The 15,179-nt window shown below is 43.2% G+C and carries 5 protein-coding genes; all 5 read right to left on the minus strand.

What is annotated here, in order from left to right:
• Positions 1-221 precede the first annotated feature (221 nt).
• Positions 222-3,311, minus strand: coding sequence for an efflux RND transporter permease subunit (locus MAMMFC1_RS20360; protein WP_126310236.1), 3,090 nt, complete (start codon positions 3,309-3,311; stop codon positions 222-224).
• Positions 3,308-4,339: an efflux RND transporter periplasmic adaptor subunit gene (locus tag MAMMFC1_RS20365; RefSeq protein ID WP_126310826.1), complete on the minus strand. Its 1,032-nt coding sequence runs from the start codon at positions 4,337-4,339 to the stop codon at positions 3,308-3,310. The genes MAMMFC1_RS20360 and MAMMFC1_RS20365 overlap by 4 nt, the downstream gene beginning before the upstream one ends.
• Positions 4,340-4,552: 213 nt before the next feature.
• Positions 4,553-5,977: a hypothetical protein gene (locus tag MAMMFC1_RS20370; protein WP_158618830.1), complete on the minus strand. Its 1,425-nt coding sequence runs from the start codon at positions 5,975-5,977 to the stop codon at positions 4,553-4,555.
• Complete coding sequence (locus tag MAMMFC1_RS20375; protein ID WP_158618831.1) at positions 5,937-8,849, minus strand: acyl-CoA dehydratase activase; 2,913 nt, start codon at positions 8,847-8,849, stop codon at positions 5,937-5,939. The genes MAMMFC1_RS20370 and MAMMFC1_RS20375 overlap by 41 nt, the downstream gene beginning before the upstream one ends.
• Before the next feature lie 19 nt (positions 8,850-8,868).
• Complete coding sequence (locus MAMMFC1_RS20380) at positions 8,869-15,162, minus strand: SDR family NAD(P)-dependent oxidoreductase (RefSeq protein ID WP_126310239.1); 6,294 nt, start codon at positions 15,160-15,162, stop codon at positions 8,869-8,871.
• Between the last annotated feature and the right edge of the window lie 17 nt (positions 15,163-15,179).

Here is a 15,179-nt window from a genome sequence, read left to right on the forward strand (position 1 = left end):
TCATCCTGTCAAGCAAGAACTTATTATCGCGCCTTTTCCTGTTCCTGCTCACTAATCGATAAATTTTTTTAATGTTTATATTAACACTTGTTCTAACGATATGCGTTTACAGCTTATGCACGGCGCCAAAAATAGTCCTAACAGAAAAGTCAAATTCATTCCCAGATGTCTTTTTTACTGCCAATATAATATCTTTTCGGCAATTTTGGAGTTACTTAATATCAAGCGTCTTTATAATGCATGAACTGTTTGTTATGCTCCTTATCCATATTGGGATTCACTTTGAACCATGCCGCATACATAGTTGGTAAAACCAACAGCGTCAATAGAGTGGCACCAAATAAGCCGCCGGCAATGGCGACTGCCATCGGGCCCCAGAAGTTACTCAACGCCAAGGGAACCATCCCGAATATGGCCGCTGCTGCGGTGAGCATAATTGGACGAAATCTTAATATTGCCGAGTCGATGATGGCATCCCACGGCTTTTCTCCGGCTTTGATATGCTGCTCAATCTGGTCTATCAAGATAACTGAGTTCCGTATAATCATGCCACTAAGCGCCAAAATACCAAGCTGAGATACGAAACCCATTGGCCGTTGAGTCAAGAGCATGGTTATACTAACTCCAATAATGCCAAGCGGCGCAGTCAACACTGTCAAAATCATGAGCGATATTTTCTGAAGCTGAAGTATTAGCAAGGTGAGAATAATGATAATCATGATTGGCACAGGCTGGAGCAGAAATTCAATGGATGAACTACTTCTTTCGAGTGAACCTGCAATATCAATACTACAGCCTGAAGGTAAGCTTTTACGCATATCGTTGAGAGCTTCGTATATTTGCTTTGTTGCATCAACGCCGGTGATTCCCGGCACCACATCGGCCTGTACTGTTATCACCGGTTTAAGATTACGTCGCCAAATTAAGCCTTCTTCCGCCTCATAGCTTATTTTGGCAATTTGATCCAATGGTACAAATCTTCCATCACCGATGTGAATGGGAAGATCTTTTACGTCCGTTAGATCTTTCCGGTTTTGATAGTCCATACGAAACACAATGTCAACCGTCTTATCTTTTGCCCGAAATTGTGCCACCGGCGCACCAGAAAGCTGAGTTTGCAGAGCAAATGCCAAAGTCTGACTGTTTATTCCAAGCATTCGTGCTTTGTTCTGATCAACATCCAAAAGCATGACTTTATTTTTTTCGTTCCAGTCAAAATTTATATTGAGGAACTTTGGATCGGCCGCCATAGCGTCACTGACTTGTCTGGCAATTGCTTTGACTTGTTCATGATCGTCTCCGGATACTCTGAGCATGACAGGATAAGGAGCATCAGGGCCGGTCTGTATTAATTTGACATGTCCACGTATCGCGGCAAATTTTTCAGCTAACAGTGTATTTATTCGCTGAGTCAATTCTACCCGCGTTTTTACATCTTTGGCCACAATAATAAACTGGGCAAAATTGGTGGCCGGAAGTCTAGGTTCGAGAGTCAATACAAAACGGGGAGCGCCTTGGCCAACATAGTAGCTATAATTTTCAATGTTGGGATCGCCATCAAGATACCCGGCAAATTTTTGAGCTTCCTGTTCAGTCGCTTGGAGGGAAGCCCCTTCCGGCAACGTCATTTCAACAATGAGTTCCGGACGAGTAGACAGAGGGAAAAATTCTTGTCTTACAAATTGCATTAAACCGATAGCTCCGAGAAAACACGCCATCGTTATACCAAGTACCAGTTTCTGATGACACAAACACCAAGTAAGCACCTGTCGAAAAAGTCGGTAGAATTGGGAATCATATACGTTATGCCCCTGTTTTATTTCAGACTTCGTCTTAATCAGTTTATATCCCAGTACGGGAACTACCAAAATGGATACTAACCATGATATCAGCAAGGCAATGGTAACCACTGTAAAAATACTACCGGTAAAATCCGCAGTGTCGCCCTTAGCTAGCCATATAGGAATGAAGCCGGCACACGTAATAAGCGTTCCGGTCAGCATAGGAAAAGCAGTAGCTGTATAGGCATAACAGGCAGCTTTAAACCGGTCCCAGCCTTGCTCAATTTTTACGGACATCATTTCTATGGCAATAATAGCATCGTCTACCAATAATCCTAAGGCAATAATTAATGCTCCCAATGAAACCTTATGCAAATCCGTTCCTGTCAGTCTCATGCAGGCAAATGTGCCAACAATAACTAGCGGAATGCATAAGGCGACAACAAGTCCCGAACGCATGCCAAGGCTTAAAAAACTTACAGCAAGGACAATGATTACAGCCTCGCCCAGGGTCTTAATAAATTCGTTGATCGATTCCTCAACCACCTTAGGCTGGTTGGACACTTGGTTAATCGTTAAGCCAAGAGGCAGGTCCTTTTTAACCTGTTCCATAGTCTTTACCAGATCTTCGCCCAACGTTATGATATTACCGCCTTTTTCCATCGAAACTGTAAGTCCGATTGCTGGCTGACCATTGAAATACATCTTAGGTCCGATTGGATCAACATAACTTCGCTCTATCTTGGCAATATCAGCTAGCCTGAAAGTACGGTCATTGGCACGAATAGGTAAGTTGCGGATATTTTCAATGTCTTCAAACATTCCGGTAACGCGTAAGTAAACATTATCAGCTGCTGTTTCGATCATTCCGGAGGCATTCATAGCATTTTGCGTTTGTACCGTGTTTACGATTACATTGGGATCAATTCCAAGCTGCGCCAACTTGCTGCTTTCCATTTCAATATAGATTTTTTCTGTTTGAACACCAATAAGATCAACCTTCCTAACATTTTTTACACCTAACAAAACCCGCCGTATTTTCTCTGCCCTTTCTCGCATTTCCTCATAGGTAAATCCGTCGGCAGTCAGTGCATAGATACTGCCAAAAACATCATCGAACCGGTCATTGAAGTATGGCCCGACAACGCCTTGGGGCAGCGTCTGATTGATATCATTTACCATGTTGCGTACTTCAAGCCAGGTCGCCCGGACATCCTTAGGATTTACGGTTTCCTTTAGAGTAGCATAGATTAAGGATTGCCCTGGCTGGGAAAAACTTCTGAGGTAGTCTAACCCCGGTGTATCCTGCAGTCTTTTTTCAATTTTATCGGTGACTTGTTCCTCTATCTGGCGAGCGCTGGCTCCTGGCCAAGCTACGGAAACAGTCATTGTGCGGATTACAAAATCCGGGTCCTCCATGCGTCCCAATTGAAAATAGGAAATACTGCCTATTAGCAGCGTGACCACCATGAAATAATATACCAGTTGTTTATGATTAAGCGCCCATTCGGTTAAATTGATATGTTTCATTGAACATCACCCACGATACGCACTCGTTGTCCTTCGCGCAACTTGTGCACTCCTGACGTAACGATAACATCTCCTGCCAGCAGTCCTTGAAGGACCTGAACTTTCCCGTCACCGAAAGTCCCGATTTTAATGGGTCTTAAGGTAACCGCTTCGTTCGTAATGACCCAAACGCCAGGTTGTTCCCCTGTCTGATAAATCGCCGCCAGTGGAATATATAACTTTTCTTGACTGTTGGGATCTTCAATCGTTACATTAGCAGTCATACCCAGCTTAATGTCCTGTGGAGGGTCCACCAAGCTGATACGGGTTTTATATGTACGGGATACCTTATCGGCCACAGGCGAAATTTCTCTAACTTTTCCGTCCAACACGGTATTCGGTAAAGCCCAAAACGCGACATGAATTTGTTGCGCATTACGAAGTTCTTTAACACGATTTTCCGGAATATTGATTTCCACTTCCCGTTCACCGTCCTTAACGAGCGTAATAACGGACTGGCCGGCACTTACTATCTGGCCGATTTCAGCATTGACGCTGGAAATTACTCCGGCACTATCTGCAAGAAGCACGCTGTAATTCAGTTGATTAGAGCCTTGGGCATATTGGGCCGAAGCCTGACGAAGAGCGGCTACGGCAACATCATAAGCATTTTCATACTGCTCATACTGGGCCCGGCTGACAGCGTTCTGTTCGTATAACTGACGGTAGCGGTTGAGGTTACTTTCCGCAAGTCTTAATTGTGAGTCAGCAGAGTATACCTGAGCTGAATTAATATTCACAGTCTGTTGAATATCTTTAGGGTCAATTTTCATCAGAACATCACCACGGTTGACTACACTACCCAGGTCCACATTGCGTTTAATAATCTTCCCACCAATCTGAAAACCCAACTGGCTTTCGAACCGTCCCCGTACCTCACCGGAATAGCCACTATTTGCCTCATGCAAATCTTCTTTTACAACTTGTGTGCGCACTAACGGTATTTCTTCCGTCACAGTCTGTGTTTTAGAACAGCCAATAATAATCATACATGTTAACAAAAACAGGCAAATATATGCTTTCGCTATGTTCTTTGATATTTTACCTCCGGATACTTTCAAACAAATCACCTCAGCAATGTATTTTTCATAAACTTAGAGGATTTTTTCGTTTTTGAATGCGTAAAAAATGAACGTCCGGCTATGCCGGACATCAAGATTTCGATATTAAGTTTATTACCTGTTACAGAGCGCAGGCCTTGTTCAAACCGCATTGTTTGCTTCCCGTAAACGTCTCGCTTGGACTGTCACGTTTTCTAATAGTCGATGGTGGTTTGTTGATAACCAGGGTCCTTCCAATTCCAGACCGACAAAAGGAATATCGTATCGATGGGCTAAAGCTCGAATGACAGCTTGCGCGTTTATTGAGTTTTGACAGGTAAATACTGCTACATGGACTAATCCGTCGAAAACTCCCGTTTGCATCGTTTTTAAATACTTCCCTACCGGTATATCAGCTTCATTAAATATATTGGGGTTTATAAACTGGTGGCCATCTTTCAGAAGACTTGCCAAAGATACATGTTTATCAAAAAGAAGACCCGATCCTTGAAGTGCTTTTCGAAACCGGTGATTCAAAAAATTAGCAAGATCTAAAGTCAGACGTGAGGACATGGCAAGTTTTAATTCCCGCAGGTTCAATTGGGAATTAAATAATGACATGATCAGCGATCCCCAATCCAAGTGTTGGTCTAAATTATCATATCCCCTCTTAAATCCGTAGCGCCTTGCGTATTCGGAAAAAATAGTCAGCAAAAATTCATGAAACTCCACAATCTTGGGAATAACCCCTTGTTGATAACAATATTCGTTTATAGGTTCCTTTATAAATGGCAAGACCCCCCCCCCAAATATCAAAATCTTAGGAGTCTCCTCCACCGTAGCTTTCAACGGAATTTTCCTTATATTATTGGCCCATTCTTTTAAGGACCTCTCAATCGCCAATATTCCCTTATGAAAATTGGAGACTACTTTCATCATTTCTTTATTGAATATTTTTAATGCTTCTTCCTTATTTAGCGCGAGGCATCTTAAAGTGCATTCTGCTTCATCGAATAAATCGCCCAGAATGATTGCACTTAGTACTTGTCTGCCAAACATCATTCCTTGCCCAAGGTAATTATTTTTTAAAGTAAGATTTACCGAATAAATAGCATTAGAGATTCCTAACCTTTCCGTAAGGACCTTCCAAACATCAGGCCAAGCGCCACACTGGCAAGGGCCTTCCTGCTCAATCCCCCAATAGACCAATATATCATCCTTGTCATAATTTTCCATGATATCTGTATAGTATATTCCTGCCAGGAAATTAAACGACAGGCATTCTCTGCCACTACTCAATTTTTTTACATTATGCAATATTTCATGGGTGTATGGTTTGCAAAGTCTGATACGCCAACCCTTTTTTTCATGGATGCTTTTAACAAAAGGGGTTGAATTATTTGTAAGCGGCCAGATAAATACCACCCTCCGGTCGTCAGTCTTAATTTTATTACTGCAAGCATCAATAACATAGGTAAAATCCTCGGAAAAAGCAGCACTTTTAAAACTTTGCTCAATCATTTTATTTCTCTCTCCAATCTGAATTTTAGCTGACTCCAGCCATTTGCCGCTCTTTAAGTTCGACAATATCCAAAAAAGCACCAACACGGGTTTCAAAGCCGGCATGAGCAGTTTGTGAATCGATTTCCAAATAGCAAAATATTTCGCCTGCCATTTCGCGGCGGAATATATGATACATACTGGCATCAGGTACGCAAGAAAAACAGGATACCATGCAAATATAAACGTTAGGGTGTTTTTTTACGTAAGCAACCGCATTTTCGATCTGTTGGGTAAAACGCCAAACATTACCGTGGTAATATCCTTTATTTTCTAATTGCGGCAGCATATCAACGGGGATTACATTATATCCCCTGCTGGTTATTTTCCGCGGTAACGCCAAATTGGCTTCAGCGGAACCAAATATATAAGGTCTTCCAGCGAGTATTACCGTCGGCTCTGCAAGTATTTCGTGCAAATTTTCCCTACTAAATTGCATAAATTCCCTTTTGTAAGATTCATAGTGAGTAAACGCACGTTCACCAATTTTTAAAGCGTTTCTTTTATTGAACCCCAACTGTTCCCCCAACTTTTGGATCTGTTTAAGTGATGTTTCCTTAAGTTCATCGGAAAAACCGATCACGGGATGCAATAGCCTGCCACTGTCAATATTAAAAGCAATGCGGATCAAATCCGGGATGACTGTCGCAGAAGGGCAAATATAGCTATGCAAGCTATAATCCGGGTTACCTCCGTCAACGACATGCGGTAAAAAGATATAATCGACACCTTGATTCAATAAATCATAAACTGCACCGTGTGCGATTTCACACGGATAGCAGATTGATCCTCTAGTTTTTGAATTTCCTTCTTTCGAAATTTTAGATAAAACGACATTAAAGCCCAATTCGTTGATTAGTTTGGCGTAAAAAGGGTAGAGTTCAAACGTACTTAAAGCTTGAGGAATGCCTATCGTGCCGCGAGGATGCAATAATGTTTCGGCTCCATACTTTTCAAACATCATTTGATTACGAATCACAGTTAAATCCTGGCCTTCATTCTTGAACTGCTTTTGCCTGTGCTTCACCTCATACTTGGAACAAAGCCCGCCAAAGGGGATTTCCTTGCCCCGGACTTTAATCTTCTTAATTTCGCATATATTTTCGCAAGCAGGGCATTTAAATGTTCCCTTGACTTCCATAGTACCTTTGAATAACTCTTTCAAGTCATAGGTTTTTGGCAAGAGATAACCTTCGTTGATCATATCTTGTGCCATTAGACAGCTACCGACACATCCCATTAACTCCGGGTATTTAGGTACAACTACTTTCCGTTGAGTTAAAGCCGCTATCGCTAATGCAACCGATTTGTTCAGAGCGACTCCACCTTGAAATAACAATTTGTCTCCTACTGCTCTCACACCGACTATACGTGAAATATAATTCCTGATAATTGAGTAAACAAGGCCTGCGATAACGTCCTCCTGCGGCACTCCATGTTGCAAGGCATTTCGCAAATCAGTATTAATGAAAGCAGCACACCTTTCTCCGAAACCGACTGGCTGAAGGCTACTCTCGGCCCTATTACTGATTTCGCTAACAGAAATTCCCATATCCACAGAAACTGACTCCTCAAGAAAGCTACCCGTTCCGGCAGAACAGCCGTCGTTCATTGCGTAGTCAACCGGGATTCCTTTTAAAAACGAAATAAACTTCGAATCCTGCCCGCCAATTTCAAACACAGTATCCACATCCGGCACTTCCATAACAGCGGCCCTGGCATGAGCTAAAATCTCATTGAAACTTGGACAGTTTTCAAAAAATACCGAAACAATTCCTCTGCCTGACCCTGTAACCGCAATTTGAACAACATTGATTTCTTTGTCGTCAACCTGCTCAATCAATTTTTGAAGGCAATTCTTCACCGCCGTCACGGGATTTCCATGCGTCCGCAAATAGCAGCCTGCATCAACTGTTCCACGTGATTGATTAAAAAGAATTGCCTTAGTAGTAGTCGAGCCGGCGTCGATTCCCATAATATAATCAGCCCCTGCTATTATTTCCTGGGAATGACGGCCCATTGCCCTATAATCAAGTAGTTTTTCTGCTTCTCGTAAAGGATTCAAAATTCCATAGGGCTCTATGGCCTCTTTAAAACCGATGCTTGAATAGTAAACAGCTTCCTGGGGAGAGAGACCGGCAGCGAAAAGAGACGCTCCAAAAGCCTCAAAACAAGGACTTTCATCCAAAACTTTCAGCTCTGAATCCTTAAATAACTCGCCTAAGTGCTCAATAAATGGCTCATTTAATGTAAGTCCTCCTATAACAACAATAGACTTAGATTCCCATTGCGCCAATTCAACCATTTTATAAACTTTTTTAGCCAGATCATTAATAAGTGATTTGGCGATGTCTGAACGGCTGCATTCTCCTTTATTAAGTTTATGGGTGGCATCCGATTTACAGTAAACGGAACAACGGGTAGCCAAGTCGACTAATTTCCCTTTACGGCTCTCCTGAATTCCGCTTTCTAATGTCAAATCCATCCTTTGGAACTGTTGGACTATAAACTCTCCTGTTCCCGCAGCACATTTTGATGATGGAATGATATTTCGAATTCGCCCGTTTTTTAATGTGTAAATACTAAACACCTCTCCACCGAGTGAAAGTAAAATATCTGGCTTTAAAGCAAAATGCGCCAATGCTTTTTCTAAACATTCCGTTTCAGAACGGTACGGCAAATCAAGAACTTCCTTTGCAGCTTGACCGGTGACCACCATTTTGACCTTTTCTTCAGTAGAGTAGAGCTTAAAAATCTCTTGGACTTTTTCTTTCGGATTTCCTTCATGTCGTGTTATCCCCATAAAGTGTTTTCCCGAACTTGTCCTGCGGACCCATTTTACCGACACAGAACCTATCTCCAAACCCTCAAAGAAATTCTCTCTTGTAATATTTTCCATCATATTCCTCCTTTTTTACTCAGCAATACTGGGAAAAAGGACTGGTAGTATTGTTGCCAATTATTTTTTCAACAAAATCATAATTTGTAATATGCCAGTTCCAAAAAGTATTGGGACTAATACTATTTTCGAGATAACCAATCTTGATGCAATAATCTAAATAGGTCGCAATTAATTTTTCATCAATTTTGGGGCAATTTATCCCCCCTTGGGCCAATACTTCCGCAGTATAGGTGGTATCGGCGCATGAATTTCCACCTGCTGGTCTCATCGCAGGGTTAAACAACATCAAATCTGTTGTAATGGAACGATAATGATTGCTTTCACTGCGTAAAAAGTTCATGTATTCTTCAATACTGACAAATCTTAGCGGATAACCCAACTTGCTAATGATAGTGCCAATGTCTTTTAGCGTCGGATAGTCGGGATTTGACAAATGGTATGTTTGATACAAGTCCTTCAAGGATGTAGCAAGCCATACCATGCTCCGGCTAACATAATCAATAGGCGTTATATCATAATACCAAGAACTATCTACAACCATTTCTAAATCAATTACTGTTTTTAAAAAATCATAGTATATGCCGGGAACTCCGGTGATATTAAAAGGATAATATCCCTTCTCGCTATCCCCCATAATATAACCGGACCGCATGATTGTCCATTTTAAACCCTGGGTGGAACGGACTATTTGTTCCGCTTCAAACTTTGACTTTGCATAGCCTAGGTTTTCGAATTTTTGTCCCAAATCAAAATCTTTTTCTTTAAAAGTTTCACCTGCTTTATACTGGCGATCACCCATAACGGCAATGGTGGAGACGTGAATAAAATATTTTTGTTGGGTTCTTAATGTAAAGTTAATCATGTTTTTTGTCCCATCGACATTCACCTCTTTCACTTCACTATATAATCCGTGAAGACTTGTCTTTCCGGCACTATGAACAACCATGTCGATTATTCTGGTCAATTCTTCATATAGTGCCGGTTGCATTCCCAAAAGAGATTGAGTTATATCCCCCAAGACCGGGATTACGCGACTGTCAAATTCTGATAATAAGCTATGGTCCGGGTCATGAACCTCCAGCATAGTTTGAATCCGGTGCCTTGCTTGTTCAAGATCTTTCGCCCTTACCAGACAATAGAGCATACTATCGGTCATTTCCAGGAAATCTCGAATCAGTCTCCCGCCCAAAACACCGGTAACACCGTTTAATAGTATGTTTTTGGTCTTAAGTGCAATAGTTTTATCCGGAAATTTGGCAGCTTGATTTGTTATAGAATTTAATTTTTCTTCATTGTTTTGACCTATTTCTTCCTCTTCGTTTCTCATTATCGTTTTATCAACGACACGACCGGCCCGGTCAATTTTTCCTATAATATACTCCGCCAGTTTTTTAACTGTATTTTGTTCAAAAAAGTCTGTAAGGGAGATTATATCGCCAAATTTTTTTTGCAGATCATTAATTATTCGCATTTGACTCAAGGAGTCGAGACCATAGTCAGCAAAATCAGCTTCTATATTCAAATCATTTAGTTCCATGCCTAAATTTTGCGCAATAACCAACCTGATTAAGTCTTGAACTTCGCGAACACTGGTAGTAGTTTTCTTTTCCATAGCGTATTCCGTAACCGGTACACGCGGCAATGATTTTTCGTCATTCAGTGATCTTGCCATAACATCCGGCTTAAGTTTTTCATCCTTTTTTGTTTCGCCGGCAATCCAATAAACTTTCCGTTCAAATGGATATGTAGGTAGTGAAATGCGCCGCACCGCATTCCCATAATGAAGCTTTTCCCATGGTACTGTAATACCTTCAACCCATAAAGTGGCTAATCTTCTTAAATCGCGTTGCTGGAGCAGGCGGTCAAGGACTTCATCCCCGAACTGATCTTTAAATAGTAGTGATGGTGCTCCGGTTACGCATCCATAAAAGATGGTATCCTGATCAGATGAAGTCTTCGGGCTATTTAAAAATTTTGTTAAGCCATCAATAAAATCCGCCAAGTTCTTGCCGATAATGGCCATCCTTTCATCCATAGCTTCTCGACCGATTTGCAATGTGTACGCCATGTCTGCGAAATCCAGTTTTTCTTTTCCCTCTTCACCAATTACGCTGGAACTATTGCAAAAATTGAGTATTCGCCTTGCGTATTCATACAAGCAATCCTTTGTCCGGGCTGAAAGCACCATAATTTGTGAAAAAGTGTGTTGAAGTTTATCTGCTTTTATTACACTTTTATACTCTTCCAGTATCATGTGAGCGTTTGCTCCCCCGGCGCCAAAAGAACTCATGGCAGCTCTTAGGGGAAGCTTTCTGGCAATGCCATTTTCAATTTTTTCTAAGGGACTCCATTCGGCCAACTCTTGCTGTACATAAAACGGTGTGTTAACAAAATCAATATTCGGATTAAGTTTCCCAGCGTGTAATGAGGGTGCAATTTGTTTATGTTTTAATTGCAGTAGTATTTTGGTTAGACCTGCAATCCCCGCGGCTGGTTCTAAGTGCCCAATATTGGATTTCACAGATCCGACTGCGCAATATTGCTTATCTTGGGTATATTTACTATAGGCCTTGGTTAAACCATTAATTTCAATGGGATCACCCAGTGCTGTACCAGTACCGTGTGTCTCAATATAAGTAACCGTACCGGAGTCAATTTTAGCTTTTTCCAGGCACTCGGCTATAAGATCGGCTTGGGCATTCAAATTAGGGACTGTATATCCATTGGTCTTGCCGCCATGATTGACAGAAATGTTTTTAATAACAGCATAAATTTGATCTTGATCCACAATAGCTTTTGCTAATGGTTTTAACAGAACAGCTCCCACACCCTCACCCGGCACGTACCCATCCCCGCCTTCGCCAAAGCTACGGCAACGACCGTCACCGGACAAAAATCTGTTCAGACTTAACTGGACATATTTATTCGGATGTAATGAAAGGTTAACTCCGCCTGCCATCGCCATCTCGCAATCGCCACGGCAAATACTGTTGCAGGCTAAATAAATTGCTGTCAACGAAGATGAGCACATTGTATCTAAAGCAATACTCGGACCATGGAAATTGTAAAAATATGAAACGCGATTAGCAATCGAGGCAAATGATTGAGCCGGCGGTACAAAATTTTCCCGGATGCCGTCTCCCAGGAGCTGATATTCGCCCCACATAACCCCCACAAACACGCCAACCTTAGCACTCCTTCCCATTCGGGTCCGGGTATAGCCGGCATCCTCCATAGTCTCCCATACAGTCTCTAAAAAAATCCTTTCCTGAGGATCAATCCCCTGGGCATCTCGGGGGGCAATATTAAAAAGTAGTGGATCAAACTTATCAATATCATCCAAGAAACCGCCCCACTTGCTATAGGTCTTGCCGGGCTTGTTTTTATCTTCATCAAAATATAAGCTATGGTCCCAACGGTCTTGGGGGATTTCCGTAATTGAGTCCTTGCCGTCCCGTAAGTTTTTCCAAAATTCCCGGATATTCATCGCCCCGGGATAGCGGCCGGAAACACCGATGATGGCAATATCCAAGGCCGTTTTTTCCTCCTGGGGTCCGATACGAAGGGATGCAAAACGGGAACGCCTGCGGCTCTTGACGTTTGATTTATAAGATCCCGCCACAACTGACAAATCTTCAGAAATTTTGGCAGTTGCGGCTGCTTTTTCTTGTTTAATGCCCAGTAATGCTATCAGTTGGTCCTGATAGCGTTCAACAAAGTAGCCGGTTAGTTCTTGGATAGTTTGGTATTCAAAAAATAACGTTTTAGGCAATGATCCAAATGTTTTTTCCAATTGATCAGTCAATTGCATGACCATGACCGAATCTATCCCATATTTTTCCATAGGCGTATCCGCTTCGATGCGCTGTACCGGTAGCTTAATGACTGATGAAAGTAACATTTTCAAGTAATGGGTTGCTTTTTCCCGCAGTATATCTTCTCCAATAGCGGAAACTGTTTTGTTTTCTTCACTGCTAGAAAGCGCTTTTACGGCTTCTATACCGGCTGCTTGTCCCAAAAGGGCCGCCTGAAGCCGTTGGCGGTCCCCCTCCACCACCATGACCTGGTCCTGGCCGGAGGCTAAGCTTTGATACAAGGCGTAGATGCCGGTCTTGGTCCTCATGGCGATTATGCCCTTGTTTTGCATGATTGTCCTTTCAGTTTCCTGGTCTATATGCATGCCGCCTTCTTGCCACAGCGGCCAGTTGATTGAGAGCGTTTGACCCTGGCGTTGGTTTGCAGCCGCCAGAGTATTTCGATACTTAGCATAAGCGTCCATAAACGCATTGGCAGTGGCGTAGTCGGCCTGACCCACATTGCCCATTGCCCCGGCAAAAGAAGAAAACAGGATGAAGAAGTCAAGGGGTATGTCCTTGCTGGCCTGATCCAGATTTATCATTCCGGTGACCTTGGGTGCCAGGACTTTTTCCCATTCCTCCTTGGTTTTCTTGATAAGAAAGTTGTCTTTAATCACTCCCGCGGCATGGATTATGCCGTGAAGGCTCCCGAATTCCTCCCGGATATTCTGGATTAAGTCGGTAACCGCTTCCTTTTGGGTTACATCCATTTGCCGGTATTCTATCCTGGGGCCCATGGCCGCCAGTTCCTTCAATTGCTCTTGTTTGTCCTCCCTTAGCGGCGACCGGCCGGTAAGGATCAAAGTTGCATCTTTGACTTTATGCGCAATTTCTTTGGAAAAAATTAGTCCCAGACCGCCGGCGCCGCCGGTAATTAAATAGACCCCCCGCTCTTTCCAGGGAATTTTCATTGCTTCCCCGACAGTTTCCACTTCGCTCCAGCCCGCAACATACCGTTTGCCGTCCTGGTAGCGTATCCGGTTATCCAGGGAGTTTCGGCTATTGTCTTTTAGGTTCTCTATAATTTCTTCTGTATCTTCACCTGCTTCCACTTCAATCAATTGCCCTATTAGTAAAGGGTTTTCCAATTGAGCTGTTTGCAGGAGTCCGGATAGTCCGGCGAAGAGTTGCTGTTTGTCCTGGGCGGAAACCACAACCTGGATCAGCACCTTGCCCTTAGGTTTACCTTTAAGAATGCTTTGGATTTCCTCAAAGGCCTGGATGGCATAGGCCCGGAACCGTTCCGCCAGGCCTTTCTCTTCGGATTGCAGGTTTAAGCAAAGTACTCCGTTCATACGACTTTCGATGCTTTCCCGGGAAATTCCACCTTGTTCACAAAGCATCACCAACTGCCGGTAATAGTCAGGGGCTGTGGCTTCTTGGGGAATGGCCCGTTCCTGCCAGCAAGGGGTAAGCAGCAACGTTTCAAGAGCGGCCGGGACGCCTACCGCATCCATTTCGTCTGCCGGCACCCGCACTGAAAAGCCCTTCATCTTCACACATACATTCCCCTGTTCGTCACAGAGGTCGATATCGAGTTTTCGCACCTTATCCCCGGTTTGACTGCCCTCGCTATACCGGACCAGCGCCCACATGACGGGAGTACATTTATTCAGGACTGTGAGTTCTTGCAGTGCGAAGGGTAGCGCCGGCTTGCGGGGCGCTATGCCGCCTGTATTACTGATATCCATCATTAAACCTATTGATGCCTGCAAGGCTGAATCCATCAAACTGGGATGGAGGATAAACCGGTCTTGCGTACCGGAGACAGATGAAGGTAAAGACAACTTAGCCAACACTTGATCATAACCCACATACACCTTCTCAATTCCTTGGTATGCCGGACCATAATCCATCGCCATGGTCTTAAAGGCCTCGTAACATTGAACGGACGAAAGGATCTTGCGGCTGCACTGAGCCTGCAAGGCCTGAAGGTCCAAGGCCGGGACTTCGTCAACCGCACTGGTCACAGCACTGCCCTGACTGTAAACTACAGTTTCTGCGTCAGCATCTTCTGACCGGCTATAGATTTCATAGGCAACCTCTCCGCTGTCTTCCGGAAATAGGCCAATGTGTACCTGTACCGGTTGATCTGCTACAGCAATAGGTCGGGCCCAAATCACATTTTTAAGACATACCCGGGTCTGGTTCTCTTTCAAAGGCTCGGCTGCCTGTGCCACAGCTGCGCGGGCCATTTCCAGACAGGCCACTCCTGGCAATATTCGCTGTCCTCGCACTACATGATCCTTCAGGAAAAATTCCTGCCCTGTAAAATTTGAACTGTAGCGTTGCTCGGAAAGGTCGGAGGTGTTTTGCTGAAGCAGGGGATGAAGAAAATAAGACTTATCGGAAACAATTTTAGTATGAAATTGACGTATCAAATCTATCGCATCTGTTTTCGGTAGTCGTTCACTTTTTATCTCACCCAAAATATATTCTAGAAAATCCTTCATATCATTATCCTCCCAAA

The sequence above is a fragment of the Methylomusa anaerophila genome (genome assembly GCF_003966895.1).
Lineage (GTDB): Bacteria > Bacillota > Negativicutes > Sporomusales > Sporomusaceae > Methylomusa > Methylomusa anaerophila.